Annotated in this window: 25 protein-coding genes and 2 riboswitches; of the genes, 5 read left to right on the top strand and 20 right to left on the bottom strand. The window is 38.1% G+C overall.

Annotation, left to right across the window (positions count from 1 at the left end; all coding sequences use genetic code 11):
• Positions 1 to 271 precede the first annotated feature (271 nt).
• On the top strand, positions 272 to 1,243 hold the full coding sequence (locus tag B1A77_RS04480; RefSeq protein WP_077708089.1) for a diaminopimelate dehydrogenase: 972 nt from the start codon (positions 272 to 274) through the stop codon (positions 1,241 to 1,243).
• Positions 1,244 to 1,354: 111 nt separating this feature from the next.
• Here the strand turns inward: B1A77_RS04480 and B1A77_RS04475 are convergent, their stop codons facing one another.
• A complete protein-coding gene (locus B1A77_RS04475) occupies positions 1,355 to 2,527 on the bottom strand; it encodes an SAM-dependent methyltransferase (protein ID WP_077708088.1) in 1,173 nt (390 codons plus the stop codon).
• Between the two features lie 353 nt (positions 2,528 to 2,880).
• Between B1A77_RS04475 and ychF the strand changes: the two genes are divergently transcribed.
• A complete protein-coding gene (ychF, locus tag B1A77_RS04470; RefSeq protein WP_077708087.1) occupies positions 2,881 to 3,987 on the top strand; it encodes a redox-regulated ATPase YchF in 1,107 nt (368 codons plus the stop codon).
• Between the two features lie 78 nt (positions 3,988 to 4,065).
• On the opposite strand, the gene B1A77_RS04465 is transcribed toward ychF, so the two are convergent.
• The 7 genes from B1A77_RS04465 to B1A77_RS04435 all read right to left on the bottom strand — a co-directional run bounded on the left by B1A77_RS04465 (position 4,066) and on the right by B1A77_RS04435 (position 7,918).
• Positions 4,066 to 4,302, bottom strand: a complete 237-nt coding sequence (locus B1A77_RS04465) for a CsbD family protein (protein ID WP_008715418.1) — start codon at positions 4,300 to 4,302, stop codon at positions 4,066 to 4,068.
• Between the two features lie 64 nt (positions 4,303 to 4,366).
• Positions 4,367 to 4,606, bottom strand: a complete 240-nt coding sequence (locus B1A77_RS04460; RefSeq protein ID WP_004693817.1) for a GlsB/YeaQ/YmgE family stress response membrane protein — start codon at positions 4,604 to 4,606, stop codon at positions 4,367 to 4,369.
• Positions 4,607 to 4,761: 155 nt separating this feature from the next.
• A complete protein-coding gene (locus B1A77_RS04455; protein ID WP_077708086.1) occupies positions 4,762 to 5,469 on the bottom strand; it encodes an NAD(P)H-dependent oxidoreductase in 708 nt (235 codons plus the stop codon).
• Positions 5,470 to 5,587: 118 nt separating this feature from the next.
• Complete coding sequence (locus tag B1A77_RS04450; protein ID WP_077708085.1) at positions 5,588 to 5,845, bottom strand: putative Se/S carrier protein; 258 nt, start codon at positions 5,843 to 5,845, stop codon at positions 5,588 to 5,590.
• Between the two features lie 124 nt (positions 5,846 to 5,969).
• Entirely contained in the window at positions 5,970 to 6,569 is a 600-nt protein-coding gene (gene yedF / locus B1A77_RS04445) for a sulfurtransferase-like selenium metabolism protein YedF (RefSeq protein ID WP_077708084.1), read from the bottom strand.
• Between the two features lie 104 nt (positions 6,570 to 6,673).
• Positions 6,674 to 7,705, bottom strand: a complete 1,032-nt coding sequence (gene selD / locus B1A77_RS04440) for a selenide, water dikinase SelD (protein WP_077708083.1) — start codon at positions 7,703 to 7,705, stop codon at positions 6,674 to 6,676.
• A gap of 9 nt (positions 7,706 to 7,714) precedes the next feature.
• Positions 7,715 to 7,918, bottom strand: a complete 204-nt coding sequence (locus B1A77_RS04435) for a DUF951 domain-containing protein (RefSeq protein WP_004693828.1) — start codon at positions 7,916 to 7,918, stop codon at positions 7,715 to 7,717.
• A gap of 750 nt (positions 7,919 to 8,668) precedes the next feature.
• Between B1A77_RS04435 and rbr the strand changes: the two genes are divergently transcribed.
• On the top strand, positions 8,669 to 9,214 hold the full coding sequence (gene rbr / locus B1A77_RS04430) for a rubrerythrin (protein WP_004693830.1): 546 nt from the start codon (positions 8,669 to 8,671) through the stop codon (positions 9,212 to 9,214).
• A gap of 159 nt (positions 9,215 to 9,373) precedes the next feature.
• Here rbr and thiM read toward each other — a convergent pair whose 3' ends face one another.
• Genes thiM through thiW form a run of 3 tightly spaced genes read right to left on the bottom strand, consistent with a single transcriptional unit; the run spans position 9,374 to position 12,220 of the window.
• Entirely contained in the window at positions 9,374 to 10,894 is a 1,521-nt protein-coding gene (gene thiM, locus B1A77_RS04425; protein WP_077708082.1) for a hydroxyethylthiazole kinase, read from the bottom strand.
• A 13-nt stretch (positions 10,895 to 10,907) separates the two neighbouring features.
• Positions 10,908 to 11,741: a bifunctional hydroxymethylpyrimidine kinase/phosphomethylpyrimidine kinase gene (gene thiD, locus B1A77_RS04420; RefSeq protein WP_077708081.1), complete on the bottom strand. Its 834-nt coding sequence runs from the start codon at positions 11,739 to 11,741 to the stop codon at positions 10,908 to 10,910.
• Entirely contained in the window at positions 11,741 to 12,220 is a 480-nt protein-coding gene (thiW, locus tag B1A77_RS04415; RefSeq protein WP_077708080.1) for an energy coupling factor transporter S component ThiW, read from the bottom strand. The genes thiD and thiW overlap by 1 nt, the downstream gene beginning before the upstream one ends.
• 63 nt (positions 12,221 to 12,283) lie before the next feature.
• Positions 12,284 to 12,378: riboswitch (TPP riboswitch) on the bottom strand.
• Positions 12,379 to 12,459: 81 nt separating this feature from the next.
• Positions 12,460 to 12,565, top strand: a riboswitch (TPP riboswitch).
• 52 nt (positions 12,566 to 12,617) lie between these two features.
• On the opposite strand from thiW, the gene cytX reads away from it, so the two are divergent.
• Positions 12,618 to 13,814 carry a putative hydroxymethylpyrimidine transporter CytX gene (gene cytX / locus B1A77_RS04410; RefSeq protein ID WP_077708079.1) on the top strand — a complete coding sequence of 399 codons (1,197 nt, stop codon included), beginning with the start codon at positions 12,618 to 12,620 and terminating at the stop codon, positions 13,812 to 13,814.
• A gap of 167 nt (positions 13,815 to 13,981) precedes the next feature.
• Here the strand turns inward: cytX and B1A77_RS04405 are convergent, their stop codons facing one another.
• From B1A77_RS04405 to modA, 3 genes are all read right to left on the bottom strand, one after another.
• Positions 13,982 to 14,611 (bottom strand): ATP-binding cassette domain-containing protein, encoded by a 630-nt coding sequence (locus B1A77_RS04405; protein WP_077708078.1) that lies wholly within the window; start codon positions 14,609 to 14,611, stop codon positions 13,982 to 13,984.
• An 8-nt stretch (positions 14,612 to 14,619) separates the two neighbouring features.
• A complete protein-coding gene (modB, locus tag B1A77_RS04400) occupies positions 14,620 to 15,288 on the bottom strand; it encodes a molybdate ABC transporter permease subunit (RefSeq protein WP_077708077.1) in 669 nt (222 codons plus the stop codon).
• Between the two features lie 253 nt (positions 15,289 to 15,541).
• Positions 15,542 to 16,330, bottom strand: coding sequence for a molybdate ABC transporter substrate-binding protein (modA, locus tag B1A77_RS04395; protein ID WP_077708076.1), 789 nt, complete (start codon positions 16,328 to 16,330; stop codon positions 15,542 to 15,544).
• Between the two features lie 391 nt (positions 16,331 to 16,721).
• Here modA and B1A77_RS04390 point away from each other — a divergent pair, with 391 nt between their 5' ends.
• Positions 16,722 to 17,711 (top strand): AEC family transporter, encoded by a 990-nt coding sequence (locus B1A77_RS04390; RefSeq protein ID WP_077708075.1) that lies wholly within the window; start codon positions 16,722 to 16,724, stop codon positions 17,709 to 17,711.
• Between the two features lie 57 nt (positions 17,712 to 17,768).
• Here B1A77_RS04390 and B1A77_RS04385 read toward each other — a convergent pair whose 3' ends face one another.
• The 6 genes from B1A77_RS04385 to B1A77_RS04360 form a co-directional block, all read right to left on the bottom strand.
• Positions 17,769 to 18,644: a DMT family transporter gene (locus B1A77_RS04385; RefSeq protein ID WP_232054999.1), complete on the bottom strand. Its 876-nt coding sequence runs from the start codon at positions 18,642 to 18,644 to the stop codon at positions 17,769 to 17,771.
• 119 nt (positions 18,645 to 18,763) lie between these two features.
• Positions 18,764 to 19,054 (bottom strand): ArsR/SmtB family transcription factor, encoded by a 291-nt coding sequence (locus B1A77_RS04380; protein ID WP_004693850.1) that lies wholly within the window; start codon positions 19,052 to 19,054, stop codon positions 18,764 to 18,766.
• Between the two features lie 185 nt (positions 19,055 to 19,239).
• Positions 19,240 to 19,686: a universal stress protein gene (locus B1A77_RS04375; RefSeq protein WP_004693853.1), complete on the bottom strand. Its 447-nt coding sequence runs from the start codon at positions 19,684 to 19,686 to the stop codon at positions 19,240 to 19,242.
• Positions 19,687 to 19,855: 169 nt separating this feature from the next.
• Positions 19,856 to 21,127, bottom strand: coding sequence for a hypothetical protein (locus B1A77_RS04370; protein WP_077708073.1), 1,272 nt, complete (start codon positions 21,125 to 21,127; stop codon positions 19,856 to 19,858).
• 8 nt (positions 21,128 to 21,135) lie between these two features.
• The gene (locus tag B1A77_RS04365; protein ID WP_077708072.1) at positions 21,136 to 21,891 is read right to left on the bottom strand and encodes an amino acid ABC transporter ATP-binding protein; all 756 of its coding nucleotides are present in this window, start codon (positions 21,889 to 21,891) and stop codon (positions 21,136 to 21,138) included.
• Between the two features lie 153 nt (positions 21,892 to 22,044).
• Positions 22,045 to 22,701: an amino acid ABC transporter permease gene (locus B1A77_RS04360; RefSeq protein ID WP_077708071.1), complete on the bottom strand. Its 657-nt coding sequence runs from the start codon at positions 22,699 to 22,701 to the stop codon at positions 22,045 to 22,047.
• Positions 22,702 to 22,784 lie beyond the last annotated feature (83 nt).

Below are 22,784 nucleotides of genomic sequence, written 5' to 3'. Positions count from 1 at the left end.
CAACTATGAACATAACTAGCTAACATAACCAATTTAATTGTATCTAGGTTCGGGGTATATGTGTCAATTTATACTCATATGATTTTTTATTTGTCCCCTATAACAACACGCTATGTATCGATATAGTTGAGCACAAATTACTTGTTTAAATTAGATATAAATTATTTTCTATACCATCTAAAAAATTCTATAGAAAAATATTAAAAGCTATTAATTTTATGCTATAATAAATATGTTAATTATTAAATTTCAACTTATATAGGAGGCTAATATGAATATTCGTATTGGTATCGTTGGTTACGGCAACTTAGCTCGTGGCGTAGAAGCATCTGTTCAGTTACAACCTGATATGGAGCTCATCGGCGTATTCTCTCGCCGTCAAGGTATTGAAACTGTATCTGGTGTACCTACTTACACGATGGAAGATATTCCTAACTTTAAAGGCAAAATCGATGTAATGGTTCTTTGTGGTGGTTCTGCAACAGATCTTATCGAACAAACACCGATGGTAACAAAATACTTTAACTGTATCGATTCCTTCGATACACATGCACGTATTCCTGAACACTTCGCTAATGTAGATAAAGTAGCTAAAGAGGCCAAAACTGCTACATTAATTTCTTGTGGTTGGGATCCAGGCATGTTCTCTTTACAACGCGTTTACGCGGAAGCAATCTTGCCAAAAGGTAAATCCTACACATTCTGGGGCCGCGGTGTATCCCAAGGCCATTCCGATGCCATTCGTCGTATCGATGGTGTTCTTGACGCTCGTCAATATACTGTTCCTAAAGAACAATACTTAGACGAAATCCGCAACGGTCAAACTCCTGACGTTGATGGCTACAAAGGTCACCTTCGTGAGTGCTATGTAGTGGCCGCTCCTGATGCTGATAAAGCTAAGATTGAAAACGAAATCAAAACTATGGAAAACTACTTCGTAGGCTATGAAACTGTAGTCAACTTCATTTCCCAAGAAGAACTTGATCGCGACCATAAAGGCATTCCACATGGTGGCTTCGTTCTTCGCTCTGGTGAAAGTACAGAAGGCACACGTCACGTTATTGAGTACTCCTTGAAACTTGACTCTAACCCTGAATTTACAGGCTCTGCACTTGTTACTTACGCTCGTGGTCTCTACCGACTTGCTAAACACGGCGGCACAGGTTGCTATACAGTATTCGACATTCCACCAGCTTGGATTTCCACACAATCTGCTGAAGAATTAAGAGCACATTCTCTATAATAGAGTGAGGTCCTCATAGACTTAATAGATGAGGGCCTTTTTCATACACATTAAAAGAGACCATCTTAAGATGGTCTCTTTTTTGTCCTATAAGTCTATTTTTACTCTTAATTAATACCAACGTGTTAACGGCAGCTCGTTCGTAACACCTTTTGTCATCAAAATTTGATGCAAGTCCATATTACCGATATAGAAACCTGCCGCACATCCACAAAGATACAAATCCCACATGCGTACGAATTCACTGCCTCGTTTCGCTTCTACTTGCTCACGGACGCCTTGGAAATTGTTATACCAATGCATTAAAGTCTTATAATAGTGATACCGTAAACTTTCAACATCGATGACATTCATATCATAGTCATAAGCGAGGCTGACCATTTCGCGAAGGGACGGCAAACATCCACCCGGGAAGATATATTTACGAATCCAGGCACTTGTTTCCTTTTCAGAGGGATCACTGATGTAGTGAAGCAGGAACAAACCACCATCTTTAAGCATATCCGATGCGTCCTCCATATACAGAGGAAAATTAGGCCGACCTACATGTTCAAGCATGCCGATGCTGACAATACGGTCAAAGGTACGCCCGGAAGCTGCTACGTCGCGATAATCTATAAGTTCAATCTCAACCTGTCCTTCAAGGCCATATTCTTTAATGCGTTCCTGTCCTTTTTTCCATTGTTCTTCGGAAAGAGTACACCCATAGCCCTTAACCCCATATTTACGAGCCGCTTCAATGAGAAGGAATCCCCATCCGCAACCGATATCAAGTAAAGTCATTCCCTCTTTTAAGTACAATTTATCGAGAATATGATGAACCTTTTGATATTGCGCATCTTTGAGACTATCATTCTCATTCTTAAAATACGCACAGGAATAGCTCATGGTTTCATCGAGCCACAATTTATAGAATTCATTGCCTAAATCATAATGGGAAGCTACTTGTTGTTTTTGATCTTTCTTTTTAAGACCTGCATTAAAGAGCGAGCTAAGTACCTTACGATTGATAGAGTCCTTACCTACATGACCAAGGACTACACAAAGGGCTTTAAACAAATCCCCTTCAATTTCGATATCTTTACGCATGTACGCTTCACCGAGGGCGAGTTCTGCGGATATTAACAAATCCTTCTTGGGAATATCGCAATTAACGATGACGGTAAACTCGGATTCTCCGTCACCGATTGTATATTCATTATCTCCAATTTTTACGGTAAAACAATGATCATTAAAGCGTTCTAAATAATGGACTAAGAAACTATCAAATAGCTTGGAAAACATACTGAACTTCCTTTCCTATTAGCTTTCACTATATAGGTTTAAAAATATATTCATTAACATGATTGGATATATTCCATACCCTATTAATATATACACCTATAAATTATATCTATATAGTTACGGCGAATAAAAATCTATATTAATCCTATATTTTAATATGAACTTATCACATTATTTAAGTAATATATTTAACTCTATTTATATTATAGCACTTTGAAATAATCTATTTTATATTTATTGAGTAATTCCATCCTATTAGTATGGTATAATATTTATTTGATAAGGTTTATAACAAACTATTGCTATAAACTTTCACAAAGAACGAAATCAATTTGTTAATAAAAGGTGGTACCATGAGCACAAATTTAGAAGTAGGCATCGTAGGCCTTCCAAATGTTGGTAAAAGTACATTATTCAACGCTATCACAAAAGCGGGCGCTGAAGCTGCCAATTATCCATTCTGTACAATTGAACCTAATGTAGGTGTCGTTGACGTTCCAGATAATCGTTTAGCTGTATTGGCTGAAATGTTCGGTTCCAAACGCATCCTCCCTGCTGCTATGCGCTTCGTAGATATTGCTGGCCTCGTAGAAGGTGCATCCAAGGGCGAAGGTTTGGGTAATAAATTCCTTAGCCATATCCGCCAAGTAGATGCGATAGCACAAGTTATTCGTTGTTTCGATGACCCTAACATCACTCACGTTTCTGGCTCTATTGATCCAATTCGCGACATTGAAATCATTAATACTGAGCTCTGCCTAGCTGACCTTGAATCCGTAGAAAAACGAAAACAACGTATTGAAAAAATTGCTAAATCTGGCGACAAAGATGCACGTGCTGAATTACCATTATTAGAACGCATCATCGAAGGTCTTGGCGAAGCGAAACCTGTTCGTGCACAAGGTCTTGAAGAAGAAGAATTGGAAATGATCAAAGAGTTAACATTGCTTACAGCAAAACCATCTCTTTATGTAGCCAATATTTCTGAAGATGAAGTATCTGATTACGCTTCCAACGAATATGTAAAACGCGTAGAGGAATATGCGAAAAACGAAGGCGCTGGCATCGTTGTTGTGTCCGCTCGTATCGAGTCCGAAATTGCAGAGTTATCCGAAGAAGAATCCGCTGCATTCCTTGAAGATCTTGGTCTTGAAGAGTCTGGCTTAACAAAACTTATCAAAGCAAGTTATGCACTCTTAGGTCTTATCAATTACTTCACAGCTGGTGAAATGGAAGCTCGTGCTTGGACAATCGTAAATGGCACAAAAGCACCTCAAGCTGCTGGTAAAATTCACTCGGATATTGAAAAAGGCTTTATCCGCGCTGAAATTGTATCCTTTGATGACTTACAAGCTTGTGGTAGCCAAAATGCAGCTAAAGAAAAAGGCCTCGTACGCCTTGAAGGTAAAGACTACGTTATGAAAGACGGCGATGTAACCCATTTCCGCTTCAATGTATAAACAAACTTATATAACAAAAACCAGTAAATCTCAGGATTTACTGGTTTTTTTATTACTAATTATAACCTTTATATAATATTATTTATCGTCTTTATGAAGAACATTTTTGACGCCACTAATCGCACCATCTACAGCATCTTTAACATCTTCAGCTGCTTTTTTGAGATCTTCAGCAACATCATGTGCAGCCTCTTTAACTTTTGCAGCTGTATTTTCTACAGCGCCTTCTGCTTGCAATTCTTTGTTATCAGTTAATTTACCGGCATTTTCTTTTAATGCACCTTTAGCTTGATTTAATTTATCTTCTAATGCCATAATTATGATCCTTTCATATAAAATCATTTATAGCTATGTTAGCTATACTTTTAAAAATAGATTACTATCCCTTTTTCCCGAAGAAAAACGAAACAACAGCAACAACAATTACAGCACCAAGAACAGAAGGAATTAATGCCATGCCAGCTAAGCTAGGACCCCATGTGCCAAATATTGCTTGACCCACAGACGAACCAACTAAACCAGCAACAACATTGGCAATAACGCCCATTGCTCCACCTTTGTTAGTGATGGCTCCTGCAAGAAAACCGATAAAACCACCAACAATAATTGACCATAACATACGATCACTCCTTCCTATTTAATCAATATATTTATAATATCCTACAAAAAAACGAACTTTATAAATATTATAAATAATATGTATATTTATAATATAACATGCATTTCTAAAGATTAAATGAAGAAATTCGATATAGATATAAAAGTCGCAATCGATTAAACTACTGTAACAATTTCATCCATTGTGCGACGTGTTTTATTGCGATGCGGTTCTTCATCGCGATAACCAAAAGCAGCCATAACGGCAATACCAAAATGTTTTGTATCAAAGAGCCCTAGTTCATCACCTAAAAAAGCGGTCATCTTATCTTGATTAAAGCCTTCCAATGCACAGGAATCAAGACCTTCATAAGCAGCCATAGTCATCATATTTGCCATTACAATATACGCTTGCTTAGAAGACCAATCAAAGGCAGCACGATCAGACTCAAATGTTTTATAGTCTTCAGTTGTGAACTGAGCATATTTTTCTTTATAAATAGCATCAACTTCAGCAGGTAATTGTTTCACCTCTTCTTGAATATAGCGTACATAAGGAGAATCAAATTCCAAATCCACCTTTTTACGTGTTAAGAACACCACGAAATGACTCGCTTCAAGACTAGCTTGAATACCCCAACCATAAGATTTCATCTTTTCACGGATTTCAGGATTTTGAATAACTAATAATTGGTAAGCCTCAAAACCTAAGGAGGTTGGAGACAAGCGCGCCGCTGTTAAGATACCTTGCCAATCATCATCAGAAATCTTTTTAGTACTATCAAATTTCTTACATGCGTAACGATATGTCATAGCATATTCTAAATCTTTACGATCAAATTTAGGGGCTGTTAATTTTACATTTTCTATTTCATATTTACTCATATATACCTCCATAATTAATATCTGTAATTGATAAAATATATCATGTTTCTATAGTACCACACTCATCGTTCAAGTTATATGAAGATGGACACTAAAGTAAAAAAAGCCTAGACAACGTCTAGACTTTATACGGTACGGCTAGCTCTCCTTTTTCATACCAAAAGAAGCCAGATGTACTAATTTTATGTTCTTTTAAAATGGTCTTTACTTGATCCACTATACTTGAGTCTATTGCAATAGATAAACCGCACATATCGTAAAGCTCTGGAGGGGTGGCCATCAACTGATGAGGCACCTCTAACTCGGTTAATACTTTATCCGCTTTATCACCAAAATAATAGGATGTAAAAACGACAAGTAATTTTTTATTTTCCAATGCCTCACCTCCTACCAAAGTAGATACGATTAAATGTCTTTCATCTCAATGATTCATTCTAGAAATAAGAAATCTACTTTAAATCAGTAGCTCTAAACCGATATATCGAAATAAAATACTAATATTATAGCTTAACAATATTATCTCCAAGGATTGCATCTGTAATAGCGTACATATTAGTAATACTGCCTACGCCCAGCTCAGCTTTTACACCGAAATAATCAAGGCAAATGCCGCATGCTGCAATTTCAACACCTGCATCAGCTAGCTTTCTAATATTTTCCAAATGAACAGAATCGTTAGTTACCATCTTAACACTGCTATTAATGAAATAGATCTTAGATGGTTTCACATCGGCTTCTACCATGCACACCCAGAAAGTTTTCATCAAATTTCTACCGAGCTCTTCACTACCTTCACCAAGATAATCCTTCGTCATCAAAATGACGCGATTTCCATAGTTCATAGGTTCACAACTTACTTCCGTTACCGGATTTGCATTTGGTGTCATAGTAAGATAAAAATCCTTGCCATCTTGGCGAATAGCTACACCATAACCACGAGACTTCCCGAACTTCGCCACATTGTCGCGACTCACTTCATTATCTACAATAGTAGTAATAATAGCACTCGGATTCGCATCACTTACCTTTTTAGTTTCAATAACAGGTTTTGGGCATAAACTACCGCGCACATCTACCGTTAATTCCTTTGTATTGCTCATCATACACCTCTATATACATTATATAATTTGTGAAAGTATCAGCTATCAGCTAATAATTTAATTAAATATCTATCCTCAATAGTATAGACCTGATTTTTATAATTTTATTCTGTAACGCGTACCGCTAAACCACTGAAGCTTTCAACAGTCCCCACAATAGCAGCACAGTCAATACCCGCCTTATGAAAGGCCTGAACAAGTGGCTCACCTTCGCTAGCAGGAACAGAGAATAGTAGCCCTCCAGAGGTTTGAGGATCAAATACAATATCCGTCCATACAGGATCCAAGGCCTCATCAACTTGCACTTCAGTTATAGCCTTGCGATTACCATAAGATGCAGCCGGAATTAACCCCATTTGAGCCGCCTCGATGACATCATCAAAAAGAGGGATATCGTAAACTTTAATATGAATCGTCACATCAGAAGCACTTGCCATTTCTACAGAGTGTCCCATGAGGCTAAAACCCGTAACATCTGTACAAGCATGAACTGTAAAGTTATGTGCCACCTCAGCTGCTGCACGATTTAAAGTACTCATACTAGTGACGGCCTGTTCCGTGCCTACAGGGAATAAATCTGCTTTCAACGCATTATTCATAATACCTGTACCAATGCGTTTTGTTAGTACCAACACGTCCCCTACTTGAGCACCTTTATTTTTCCAAATCTGATGGGGATTTACTTGACCAGTCACAGACATCCCAAAGATAGGTTCCTTATTTTCAATGCTGTGTCCACCTACGATGGCTGCACCAGCCTCGGCTACAATCGAACCAGCCCCATTTAACACATCCGTCAAAACACCTTGCTCGACGAGAGGAACCGGAAAGCCTACGATATTCATCGCCGTTAAAGGAGTTCCACCCATAGCATACACATCGCTTAGTGCATTGGCAGCTGCAATTTTACCGAATAAACAAGGATCATTAACCATAGGTGTAAAGAAATCTAAGGTTTGCACCAATGCAAAGGTATCCGAGATTTGATATACACCTGCATCATCGGCACCAGTCATATCTGCGAGAACATGTTCGTTAGTAACGGGTGTTACAGCTTTTAGCACACGGTTCAATATATGAGGCCCAATCTTACACGCACAGCCTCCACTTGTCACATAATCAGTAAGTCGTACCATAATTTCTCCTTACTCATTTTCCGGCAATCGAGAGACGATTTTCTTAACAGCCTTTTCAAATTTAGGGCGCGGCATCAAAAGTTGATGACCACAGCCATTACATACGATGAGGAAGTCTGTGCCGATTCGCTTAACTTCCCACTCGTCACTGCCACAAGGATGTGATTTTTTCATTTTCACTACATCGCCTACGTAATATCTAACAAATGCCATGGCGCCTCCTTTAACTTCTGTCAGTATTTATATATTTATTATACATAAAATAGTTGGTTCTATAAATATATACTGATTCTATAGTTCAATCGTCTATTATATAACCATAAAATTTTCGCCCTAAATATATAATGTACAGATTTGATATGTCTGCTGTTCTTATAATTAAAACCATAACACAAGAAAAATAGTATTATATAATCACCAAAAGATCACAAAAATGTTTAGCTTAATCATTATATTTTATAGGGAAATATTAATACATCTAAAAAAATCAACATTAATAACTAAACAATAATGATTTTTCATTTAGTTATCATTCTCAATATCAAAATAGAGATTTTTTATAAATCCCATACTATTCAATCTTTATAAACCCACATTTTTACTGCATTGATAATATTTATCATTTAGAAAATTTTCGAAATAAATTTTACAAAAAGACTTGCATTTCTCATTTAGTATGTTACAATATAGTCAACAATGATTATTCGTTAAGTATACGGATAACACATTGTATATAAAACTGTTAAGACGGCAAGTGCCGAAATACACAAATAAGTAAGTACTATTTTAAGAGTTAGGCAAGTGTCTATTTGATCTAAGAATAAGTTTTCTTACTAAGGCGAAGTCGCCCTCGAGATTGATAGAATAAGTATTCTATTCCATTGCATTCACAACCAAGTGGTTATGAATATATACGTTAAGTAACAATTTTGAAAATTATCGTAAGTACAAAGGAGTATTAAAATGGCAGAATTAAAAGGTTCTAACACTGAAAAAAATCTTCAAGCAGCATTTGCTGGCGAATCCCAAGCATTTCAAAAATATACATTCTACGCTAGTGCAGCTCGTAAAGCTGGCATGAACGAAATCGCTGACTATTTCGAAGAAACAGCTCACAACGAATCTGCACATGCTAAATTGTGGTTCAAAGCTCTTCATGGTGGCGATATTTCCGCTGATATCGAAGCTAACCTTCGCGATGCAGCAGCTGGTGAAAACTACGAACATACTACAATGTACAAAGAATTCGCTGACGAAGCCGAAAAAGAAGGCTTTGCTAAAATCGCTTTCCAAATGCGCGAAGTTGGTAAAATTGAAGCTCGTCATGAAGCTCGTTACCTTGCATTAGCCGCTCAAGTATCCGGTAACAAAGTATTCCACAATGACGAACCAGTAGCTTGGATCTGTGCTAACTGCGGTTATGTACACGTTGGTGAAGAAGCTCCAAAAGTTTGTCCTGTATGTGCACACCCACAAGCTTTCTTCCACCGTTTCGTTGAATCCATCTAATCTGTAAGTGCGACACCAACTAGATTAATAGCCTGTAAGTACAGATTTTAATGAAACTATACCTGTAAGTACAATCTAAACTTACAGTAAGTACTGACAACTTCCTTAACAAAAAGACGATGACATTTGTTTGTCATCGTCTTTTTTTGCATTCTTTTGCTAGATTTTTATTTTGTCTACTAAATTTTTAAATTCTTCTGCTGCTTCATATGGATTATCTGCATGAGCAATAGCAGATATTACGGCTACTCCACTGGCACCAGCTTGCAAAACAGGCGTTGCGTTAGCTAACGTAATCCCACCTATACCAACACAAGGTAATGTTAAGCCTTCTGCTCGTAACTCAGTAATACAATCTGGTCCGCATGGCTCTTGTGCATCAGGTTTGCTACTTGTAGCATACATAGGACCTACACCGACACAATCTGCATACACTACATCAGTCTTATGAAGTTCCTCCACAGAATGAATGGATATACCAACAACCTTATTTCCTACAAGATTACGAACGTCTTCTAAACGCATATCCTCTTGTCCTACGTGAACACCATCAGCATTAACAGCCACTGCTAAGTCTACATCGTCATTAATAATATAAAGCACATTATACATAGCACAAATTTCTTTTAACTGCTGAGCTAATTCTAGTTTCTGTTGTCCTTCTAATGTTCCTATGCCCTTCTCTCTAAACTGAAAGCATGTAACGCCACCCCGACAAGCAGCTTCAACAGTGTCCAATAAATGTCTTTCATTAAATCCTACATCCTGTGTACCACTAATAAAATATACCTTTAATTGATCAGGTACAACTACGGGGCGTATTCGATTTTTAGATAAAAGCATCGCATCATCGAATTCATATAAGGCATCCATAAATGCCACACTAAAGATGCCAGGTTTTACACCGCTCACCTTAACCGCACTTTCACCAGCAAGTCCATAGTAAGCCAGTGCATACGCAAGAAACTCACCGATAGACAGGTTATCCATAAATGGATAATAGGAACTAAAGAATGCAGCTAAGACAGCTCCTAATAGACAGCCGGTCCCTGTTACCGCTGTCATGATTGAGTGACCATGAGGAACTGCAAATACGCGAGTTCCATCAGAAACGTAGTCCTCTTCCCCCGTTGCGACGACAGGACAGTTAATTTGGCGTGCAAGACGATACGTTATAATTGCGCTATCCTCAACTTGTTCTCCATCTACACCCTTACCCGAAAGAGAACTATCAATCTTATGATTTGTATTAAGAGCATCATAGATGGCTTTAATTTCACTTTGGTTCCCTCGTAGCAACGAAATAGCACCAGTTTTAATCAAGTCTAAAACAACAGATAATCGATAAGCCCCGGCGTGACAACCCACAGGGTCTAGTATAATGGGTACCTCATGAGCCTTCGCTAATTTAACAGCCTCTTTGTAATAAGTAACCTTATCTGGTGTAACGGTCCCAATATTGATGAGCAGTGCAGAAGCATGAACGATAAGGTCTTTTAAGTCTTCGCTACACTCACTCATCACGGGTGATGCACCGATGGCTAGCAAACCGTTAGCTGTAAAGGTCCGCACCACATCATTGGTAATACAAATAACAAGAGGATTTTTTTTGCGTAGAGACTCTAATATATTCAGTTCGGACCAATTTGAACCATTTATATTTGGATTGTTGTAGGTCATATAACTATCTCCTCTAGTCATTTTTCAAAAGTTCATCCATCGTTTGAGGGCCATTTACCAATAACCCATAAGCCATATGATTAACAGGTCCACAGCCATTTCCAAGTGCTGGATTATGCTTAATCGCAAGGGAAATATAGTTCTTTGCAATGCCAATTGCATCCATTACATCACGCCCTTTGGCGAGCTCTGCCGTAATAACCGCCGAGAAGGTGCAACCCGTACCGTGAGTATGAACAGTATCATATTTAGGACTTGTCCACGTACGCACATCTCCATCTTTGGTGAAAGCATAATCCGTTGCATCATCTCCAATATGCCCACCTTTAATGATGACCACTTGAGGTCCTAATTCACGTAAAATACGGTTAGCAGCTGTTGTGATGTCACTTTTACAAGAGATAGACATGTCCGCTAACACCTCTGCCTCGCTACGATTAGGTGTAATGACTGTAGCGACCGGAATGAGTTTAGATTTTAAGAAATCGACAGCCTCATCCGATACAAGTCGATCACCGCTGGTGGCAATCATAACTGGATCCATCACATAAGGGATGTTCTTACTCACATACGGATAAATGAGATCCATCATCTCTGGTAAAGCAATCATGCCCGTCTTAACGGCTTGTGGTGTAATATCTGAATATACATCGTGTAACTGTTTTTCTATGCTTTCTAGCGATAGATGTTCTACGTGGTGCACCCCCGTTGTATTTTGAGCCACCACAGAAGTAACAACGGCCATGCCATATACATTTCGGCTTTGGAAGGATTTCAAATCGGCCATAATGCCAGCGCCACCACTAGGGTCGGTACCGGCAATTGTTAATGCAGTATGTAGTTTCATTATGCCTCCTTGTGTAACAGATTACGTCGAGATAAGATTTGTAATACTACGAAGCCAATGCAAGCACCTCCGATAGAGCTCATAGAAAAGGATGTAATCAAGATCAACAATGCCAATGGTTTGCCTAGTAGGAAATGAGCAATTGGATAGCTTACAAGAGCACCAATAAGTCCAGTGCCAATGATTTCGCCTAAAGCCGCTGCCCAGATGGCGTTGTATTTTTTATATAAATACGCAGATAACCAAGCGCCAATCATACTACCTGGAAAGGCTAAGGGAGAACCTAGTGCTAGTACATTACGTAAGCAAGAAGTACTAAAGGCAGCGCCTACAGAGAATCTCGCCCCAACTATAACGGCTAAGATTACATTTATCATATGTTGAAATGGAAAAATACGAGCAGGGCCAATAGGTATCGACGTAGTCGATAAGACGACACCTAAGGCCACACATATGCTAGCAATAATCATTTTTTTCATAATACCTCCAAGTAAATAAAAATGAGACCACCTCAAATGGAATGGTCTCGTAATAGTTTGGTATCATGTTTCATTCCACTTCCCTACGCCAGTATTATCTGGATCAGGTCTAGGGTTTTGAATGGTCAATCTCAGCAAAAGCACCCCTAGTGGCAATATATTTTTATAATCTAGTTATAACATTATTATACAATCTATGCAACAAAATAATTGACGGTTCCCGTAGCACCTCGTATAATGAAGCCATAATGGGGTGCTCACACAAGTGGGCTGAGAGTAAGCTAAAGCTTTAACCCATAACCTGATTTGGATAATGCCAACGTAGGGAACATAGAGGATTAATGGCCGAGTTCCTGTGAGCTCGGCTTTTTCTATGACTTCCTGGCAAGGAGGACGTATGAAAAATACACACATCACGCAACCACAATTTGCCATGATATGGTTCGGTGCCGCTCTATCGATTGCAGAAATTATGACCGGTACCTATCTGGCTCCCTTAGGACTTACACAAGGTCTCTATGCCATCATCTTAGGTCATATTATCGGCGGCATATTACTCTTTGGGGCTGGTCTCATCGGTGGTCGGCTCCGGCAAGGTAGTATGAATACTACCGCTTTTAGCTTTGGACCATTAGGAGCAAAGGGCTTTGCTGTTTTAAATATGCTCCAACTCATCGGTTGGACCAGCATCATGATTTACGATGCCATGTTAGCCTTACAAGCACTGGCACCTCTATCACCTATGATTTGGACCATTGCCATCGGAGCCCTCGTCATTTTGTGGCTCTTCATCGGCCTCCATAATACGGGTTATGTGCAAGCCATCGTATCTCTTTTATTACTAAGTCTTACCTTTTATATGGGGATGCATATGATCGCTCAATGGCCTAGTGAAAGCAACCTTGTTTCAGATGGCTCAATGAGCTTTATAGCCGCCCTCGAATTATCGATTGCTATGCCATTATCTTGGCTGCCCCTCATCAGTGACTATACGCGTGAAAGTAAACATCCTTTCACCGCATCACTTACAAGTGCTACAATCTACACTATAACAAGTATCGTCATGTATACCTTAGGTCTTAGTGAGGCCATCTTTGGTGGTGGAGACTCTATTATTACCATTATGATGAATGCAGGCCTTGGCCTAGCAGGGCTCCTCGTAATTATCTTCTCTACTGTCACTACAACCTTTATGGACGCTTACTCTGCAGGTGTTTCTAGCACCACAATCTATAATAGTGCATCTAGTAAGGGCATTGCAGTTATTGTTACAATCGTTGGCACTATTGCAGCTATCTTGTATCCGATGGACGATATTACAGACTTCCTATACCTCATCGGCTCTGTATTTGCGCCGATGATTGCCATCTTATTGGCGGACTACTTTATCAATCGCCAACAAGTACAAACACTATCGGCTTATCTCGTACGAGGTCTTATTTGGGCGGTATCTGTTGGTTTATACCACTATATGTTACATAGTGAAAGCACAATAGGTGCTACATTACCAACCTTTACAATGGCATTTATCGTTACAGCTATCATTGGATTTATAAGTAAAACAGCACACACATCTGCAGGAATTAAACAGTAACAACAACCAAAACGTAATGTACATATACTAAATCAATAATAAAGATTATAGTAATAGCAAAAACACCTTCACAAATAGTCATCAAAATGAGACCCTATTCAAGTTGAATAGCATATATCATATGATAACGTTTATGAAGGTGTTTTATATTTTTATTAGACTTCTCCTTATTTAGGAATTGTAATGATTCCTTCTTCACAGGTCCAGTGCCGATCTCCAACCATTTCGGCTTCGCTTTCATCATGGGTAACCCATACGCAAGGTACATCCCACTCGCGAATAATGGACACCAAATCTTCGCGCACATGCTTTCGCAAGTTCCAATCTAAAGCAGATAAAGGCTCATCAAGAAGCAAGATAGTCGGTTTAGAGTAGAGCGCACGTCCCAAAGCAACTCGTTGCTGTTCGCCACCAGACAGACTGCCAGCCTTCGTTTTGCGATATTTCTCAAGGCCTAAACGCTGCAATAAACTATTGCACATGTCAGGTGTGCCTCGTTTGCTATAGGTAATATTATGTTCCACAGACAAATGCGGGAATACGATATTGCCTTGTGGCATATAGCCTACCTGACGTTTTTGAGCGGGAACCCAAATCTTATTATCTCGATCCACCCACGTTGTTTCATTACAGTGAATACTACCTGTAGTGGGTTTTACCAGTCCTGCAATGCATTTAATGAAAGTACTTTTACCACTGCCAGATTGACCTGTCAAAACGGTAATACCAGAAGGAAGTACCCCATCGGCTTTCACAGTCACAGAAGGTCTAGCTACGGTAAAGGAAAATGTAATCATCGGACCTCCTAATTATTATCAATGTGACGGAACAAGGACCCCTTTGTGATGAGGTGAATCCCACTCAACAATGCCAATGTGAGCACACAAATATAGATAACTAATTCAAAAGCATCCATGTACTGTCCTGCCTCTACGTAAGAGTAGATAGCAAGTGGCATGGTGCGCGTTACCTTTGGAATATTGCCTGCAATCAAAATGGTAGCACCGAACTCGCCCATAGCACGACAGAAGGCTAAGATACTGCCCGTCAAAATGCCTTTCCAAGCGAGTGGTACGGAGATAGTAAAAAAGATACGTAACTCTGAAGCACCCAATGTGCGCGCTACGTCCTCCATATTATGATCGACAGATTGTAATGCAGAACGCACCGTCTGATAAAATAATGGAAACGCAATAACTGAAGATGCTACCACCGCACCAGATGCCGCAAACACAACGCTCATACCATGCGTCTCAAGCCATGCACCAAAGGCATAGCCTGGCGTAAACACCATGAGAAGAGCAAAGCCAACAACAACTGGTGGCAATACAAGCGGCAAGGTAATAAGTGCATCAATAATAGCCATGCCACTCCATTTACAGCGATTCATCCAATAACATGCGGCTAAACCACTTACAATCACTATGATAAGAGCTATACTTGCTACCCATAATGATAGCCAGAATGGACTCATGTCACGCCCCCTTTCTATACACAACAACTCTACAATATGTGCTATATCCATTAATCCCAAAATATTTTTAAGCAAATTATATGCCTAAAATCATATCATATACTAGATTATTTAACAGTCATCACTACAAATGAGCTAGAAATTACATACAGTTAAAAATAGCATACCCTTCGAAATAATGTTATTAGTAATACCAATAATGTCTCTATTGTATCATAAGAAAACGCTAGCCCTGAAAGCTAGCGTTTTACTCTTATTTAGAAGTAGAGAAACCGTATTTTTCTAATACTTTTTGGCCTTCTGGGCTCATTACGTATTGGTAGAAGTCTTTTGCCAATGCGTTGTCATATTTTTTAATAATACCAATTGGATAGATAACTGGATCATGGGAATCAGCCGGTGTTACTGCAGAGATTTCAACTGCATCGCCCGCTGCGATAGCATCAGTTTTATAGATGAAACCAGCATCTCCAGCACCTTGGCTAATGGAAGCTGTTACAGCTTTTACATCTTTAGCGTATACTACATTAGGTTCTACCTGTTCCCAAACGCCTAGTTTTGTTAATACTTGTTTACCATAGTTACCAGCTGGTACTGTTTCAGGATTGCCCAATACGATACGCTTTACTGTAGCGATTTGATTTAGCTCAACCTTAGGTTGACCTTTTGGAACTACGAGAACGAGTTCATTAGTTACGAATGGTTTTACATCAGTTACCAAATCTTTTTCTTGTAACATTTTCATATTTTTCTCGTCAGCAGAAATAAATAAACTAGCTGGTGCACCTTGTTCGATTTGTTGACGTAATGTACCAGAACCAGCGAAGTTAATAGCGATTTGATCATCCGCTAAGTTATGGCTTTTTTTGTAAGCATCAGCCAATTCTGTAAGAGCACCTTTAAGGCTTGCTGCAGCTTGTACAGTAATCTTTTCAGATGTACTTGGTTTAGCTGACTCAGTTGGTTTACTTGCATCATTACCACAACCTACTAAAAAAGCAAGCATGAAAACGCTTATTAATACTAATAAAATTCGTTTCATAATTCCTCCTGTGCATCCCTTAAAACGCCATACTGTAAACGCCATGGTAATACCTAGAGACACTTCGCGTACTAACAAACTGAAATATACAACATATACAACATATACATATTATACTATAAATCAATGATTGAAATCGTATACTAAAATCACATTCTACATAGATATTTCTGATGATTATGATAAGTAATAATAATCAATAAATTTTTAAGCCCCAAACAATAGATACTATGGTATGATAATACTATAAAGGATAAAAATATTTTAGAAAACTTATTCACTTACAGCTTATATAAAACAACTGTATATTTACTACATATAGTTATACGATAAACTAAAATTATGCCTTATATATTAACTAATATATTAAAGAAAAACTCTAGGTGAGATGATGAATCTATTCGAATTAGTAGGCCATATTTTTATGAATTCTATGGTCCCTATCTTAGTACTTATAGGCGTGGGATTTATATTAGATAGAAAATTTAAACTCGATCTATATACGCTGAGTAAACTAAACTTTTATATATTGTTACCTACCTTTATATTTCGAGCGATGTATGAAGCTAAACTTAACTCAGGTACTTTGGAGATTGTATTCTGTGCGCTCTGTGTACTCATACTAAACTCCATCCTTTCAGATGTGGTAGGTAAGATACAAGGATATGATGTGGCTAAGATTGCAACCTTAAAAAACTGCGTTATGTTTAATAACGTTGGGAATATGGGTGTCGCCCTTGCTATCTTTGTATTTACTAACATTCCATATGTCATCGATGGTGCTACCCCCTATGCTAATCTAGGTTTAGTGAGTGTTGTATCTATCATGATCATACAAACTATTAGCAGTAATACCTACGGTTTCTACCAAGCGGGAGCAGGACGATTAACCCCTCGGGATGCACTAAAAGTCGTATTCCACATGCCTATGGTATATGCCATCCCACTGGCACTACTTTGCCACCTACTCCCTTTCGATTTACACGGTCTCTTCTTCTTTGCACCGCTCAATATATTTGCCAATGCCTTCGTTGGCGTCGCTATGATTGCCTTGGGTGTTCAAATTAATAGAACACCGCTAAACTTCTTTAAGATGGATGTCATGCTTGCTACCACATTACGGCTCGTTGTGAGTCCACTCCTAGCAGCTGGTATTACTATATTATTCATTATGTTCTATGGACCTATGCATCCAATAGCGGCGCAAACTATCATCATAACCTACAGCGTACCTACCGCTATCAATATGTCTCTTATTGCTATTGAAATGAAGAATAATCCAGAATATGCTACACAAATCGTAATGGGCACAACTATTTTATCCGCTATAACAATGCCACTGTTTATTACTATAGCCTATTATCTATTCCCATTATATTAAAATAAAAAATCATAGTTATAAAAAATCACTCATAGCCATATGACTATGAGTGATTTTTTATGCCTTAGCATTTAGCCTTGTTAAACAAGTTACACAAGCTGTAACAATTATAGCACCAATAATTTCATTCAAGGCTAAATTATGATTAAGAATAACTACATCTAAAGCTAAAGTAACTATTGGTCCCATTGCACTAATAACGGCTGCAAGAGATGCATTAATTCTTTTAAGACCAAAAGACATCAAGTATGAAGGAATGATAGAACAAAAAATGGCCAAAAATACTAAATAAATCATAGTATGCGTTTGGAGTGTTGAAAATGTAGTAAAATTTTTGCTATCAATTATAAAGCCGAGAAGTAAAAGTACTGTAGTTATACACATATAAGTACTGGTAAAAATAGTAGAACTAATATTCGAAACAGCCCTCTTACTATAAATAATAAACAACGCCCAAAAGATTGCAGAAAGCAAGACTAGTGAAATGCCTATTAAAGTATCTGTAAGGTGGTTATCAACGGTAGGATTAAACATAATTGCTAATCCTAGCACAGTAGATACAATTAAAACTACTTTTGAAAATGTAATGCGTGATAAATCTGATGATAACAGAAAAACGTAAATTGGAAATGTAAATAGAACAGCACGTTCTAATGAGGCAGATATATATAATAATCCTATGAAGTCCGTTATAGATGAAGATACATAAAGAATAGCCCCCAAAAATGAGTATTTAAAAACCTTACTTTTATTCACGCTATTCCAATCAAAGCGAATCATTGGTATAAGAAAAAAAGGTAATGATAAAACAGCCCTACACACAAGAACATTCAAAGGGCTCAGTGAATCTAAATAAATTAGTTTTGCCCATATAGATTTTGTTGATAAGAATACAGTAGCTAAAAACACCACTAATATTCCTATATTTTTCATTAACAGATTCACTTTATATACTTCTCCATAATCAAATACAACTCAAATAAAATATATAAAATATAAAAACACAATTCATCCTAAGTAGGACGAAATGTGTTCATTATAAAAAATTTAAATTATTGATGAGCTACGTGTTCCATCCCCATGCGAACTAAACATTCAACATGATCATCGTTTAGAGAATAATATGCTGTTTTCCCATCTTTACGATATGTAACAAGACGTGCTTGGCGCAATACACGCAATTGATGAGAAATAGCAGATTGTCCCATCTCCATGGTTTCTGCAATGTGATTAACACACATTTCATTTTCTAGTAATAGCTCTACTATTTTAAGGCGTGTAGGATCACCCAAGATTTTAAACAGTTCTGCTAGCTTCAGCAATGATTCTTGTTTGTCGGTCATATAATCCCCCTTTTTTAATCCTATCCATTCTTTTTTGTAGCTCTTCTATGTCACTAATCGATACGTCTTAACGTATAACACCAATATGTATGGCACACATATAGACATTATATCATTTTTAACATAAAAAAGAGACTTTGAGAAACCAAAGTCTCTTTTTTTATCATATCTATATAAGATATAAATTATTTAATGATTAATACAGGGCAAGTGGAGTGGCTAGTTACATAGCTACTTACGCTACCCATGAATAAGCCTTTCAAAGGGCCAAGACCACGGCTACCCATTACGATGAGATCAGCATTATATTTTTTTGCCACTGCAAGTAGTGCAGGTCCAGGGGAGCCAACTTCAAATACGCTTTTAACTTTTACGCCTGCAGGAATTTCTTTCACTACATCATTAAGAATTTCCTTACCAGTTTCTTCCATATCCTCAGCAATTTGCTCAGATACATATCCACCAGAAATTGGTGTTTGATCAAAATTGGAAATAGCAGACACAATATTTGCAACGTGAACAACAATCAATTCAGCTTGGTTGCGATCCGCTACAGCGAGAGCATGTTCCAACGCACGTTTAGCATTTTCAGAACCATCAGTAGGTACGACAATAGTTTTGTAGGTAACCATAATAACCCCTCCTATTCCTAATCCCTCAAAGGGGATATGATCAAATATCGTTTAGCCTATACTAATATATTCTAGACCATCAAGGAAAACTCCTCTTTTTTCTGAGGATTTATTACATTATAGCACAAATCGTACAGAATTATACAAATAAAAGAATATTATGCGTATATTAAAGAACCTGAGACGATTGGTTTGTATTAAGTGTAGTAGTCAATCTAAAACCATCTAATACATCTATAAGTTCCTGAGTAGCAAGATTACTACCGGATGGACCAATCATTCGAGCTACTGCTACATTACCTTCATTGCCAAGAATAATTGTTGCGCCAAAGGATACTGGTTCCGCTACAGCTGTATCAGACGTATTTGGATTTTTCATATGGCCCGCCAAATAGAACATTACATTACCGTCAATGATATGCGTTTCATAACGAGTAATCGTGGCCTTGTTCACATCAACCAATTGTTTAAGATAATAGTCACCAAGCATTTGCTTGCCCATCATTGTCGGCATACCGGAGCTGACAGCTTGTACTGGGATTGTAAAGGACTCAATGTCGAGGCGTATATTATGTTTAGTGAAAGCAATCTTACCCTTTTCATTAAGACGGGTGAAACCTTTTGGATAGGTAAATTTGATACCTTCTGCAACACTGATATCGCTTGTGCCGGTTAATATTTTTTTTACCCCTTTAATAGCATTAGAACCGCGCTTATTGATCAATTCAAAGGATGGAATTGTATGCTCCATCAAACCTAGCTCCATAAACTCTGCACGAACAGGTGCATACGTACTAGACAAATTGTACCGATGAGTTGGATCTTTCTCCATGATAAATTCTGCTTCAAATACAGACTGAACCGGCTCTGTAGATGTCATATCTGCATAAGATTTTGGTGTACTCTTATCCCAGCGTGCGGAAACTGCACCTTTCTTAGCAAAGAACCCACCAACAATATCATTATGCTCAAAGTTATTGCTATGTTGGCGCCAGATATTTAAATACTCCTCATTAGACATGCCCTTAATAGGTACACCATACCAAGTCGTATTCCATTCTTTTTGAGATATTCCTTCTTGTGGTGTATTATTGCGCTTAGTAAAAGATACTGTATAGGAATCCTCTTGCGTAGGGCCCGCTAAATTGAAGGAATACCCTTGAATATGTTCACTTTCACTACGCACATCCATATCTAACATAACGCCATCAGCTACACGCCAAGGAATCGAGAACATATAACCATTTTTGTAATCCTTCACCACCGTGTTCATCTTAGTAGCATAGGATTTGTATTGTTCTGGCAAAATAGATGCGGAATCCTTCTGAGATTCCACAATAGATAAAGGTGTATCAGGCGTCTTCTGTAAATCTTCTGCCATAATAGAAGTCGTTCCCAAAGCCATGACAGCTAAGGTTGCCGCAAATAAACGTAACTTCATAGAACCTCCTATAACATATTATCCAAGAACGCTTTCGTTCTTTCGTTCTGCGGATGACTAAAAATTTGTTCTGGTGTTCCTTCTTCTTGAATAACACCATCAGCCATAAAGATAACACGATCCGATACTTCACGAGCAAAGTTCATTTCATGAGTTACGATAATCATCGTCATGTGATCGTCCGCTAATTGTTTGATTGTCTTAAGAACCTCACCAGTAAGCTCAGGATCAAGAGCAGATGTGGGTTCATCAAAGAGCATAATTTCTGGATTCATCGCTAGCGCACGGGCAATAGCTACACGCTGTTGCTGACCGCCAGACAAGCGAGATGGATACATATCTCGTTTTTCCCATAATCCTACTTTATTGAGTAATTGCTCTGCAATCGGTGAGATTTCGTCATCTTTCATACCTTTTACCATACGTGGAGCAATCATAATATTATCTAATACCGTCATATGCGGGAACAAATTGAAAGATTGGAATACCATACCCATGCGGAGCAATAATTCATGCTGAGTTTGAGGAGAAGCGTATTTTACAACCCCATTTTCAGTACTAGCAAGAATCGTACCATCAACGGTAATAGAGCCTCCATCAATCGTTTCTAACTGACCTAAGCAGCGCAAAAACGTGGATTTACCAGAACCAGAAGGTCCGATAATAGAAACAATTTCTCCTCTATTCATTTTGAGCGACACATCGCGCAATACGGTTTGATTATTAAAGCGTTTTTCAATACGCTCCATATTTACAAATGTCATAAGTACCTCTTACATCGTCATATTAAGTATATAACTAGCGCCTCAAGTAAAGATATCTCATCTATAAAATCGCATCTATAGACATCAAATAAAAGTATCTCACCTATAAAACTAGCTACATCATTACATATGACAAACTACCATAGAATTAGATTAATCTTCGTATACAGCAAATCTTCGTTCTAAGTAGCTGAAGATATTCGTCAAAATAAAGGTAAAGATTAAGTAGAATAATGCTGCCACGAGGAATGCAGAAATATCAAAATCACGTTGTACGATAGATTTTGTAATACGCAAGATATCATTCATCGCCAATACATACACGAGAGATGTATCTTTCAATAAGTTAATCGTCTCATTCGCAAGAGGAGGCAATACACGTTTAAACATTTGTGGCAAGATGATCTTACGCATAGTTTGTGCATAGGTAAAACCAAGAACCTTTGCCCCTTCATACTGACCACGAGAGATAGATTGAATACCACCGCGGAATATTTCACATAAATACGCTGCGTAGTTTAATACGAAGGTAAGAACTGCTGCCGTCGCATCATCCATTTGAATGGCACCGTCTGTGATGATTGGCAATGCATAATAGACGAATAAAATTTGTAGCATCAACGGTGTGCCCCGCATCAAATACACGAAAGCATCAACAAACTTATCTACTAAAGGCAATTTAGATAGACGTAACATAGCCATTAAAATGCCACCAGGAATAGATAAAATCCATACAATACAGAATAGCGATACGGTTACCTTTAAGCCATCAGCGATGGTTGGGATAATCTGCAATAAATAATCTAACATGAAAGACTCCTTCAAACCACGACTAGAGAAGGGCCATCTGGCCGCTTCTCTAGTGTACATTTCGTTCTTTAATTATCAGTTGT

Origin of the sequence: Veillonella parvula (assembly GCF_002005185.1) — a bacterium.
In the GTDB taxonomy this organism is placed as follows: Bacteria; Bacillota; Negativicutes; order Veillonellales; family Veillonellaceae; genus Veillonella; species Veillonella parvula_M.
The sequence above is the reverse complement of the archived record's forward strand: the minus strand, read 5'-3'. Positions and strand labels throughout refer to the sequence as shown.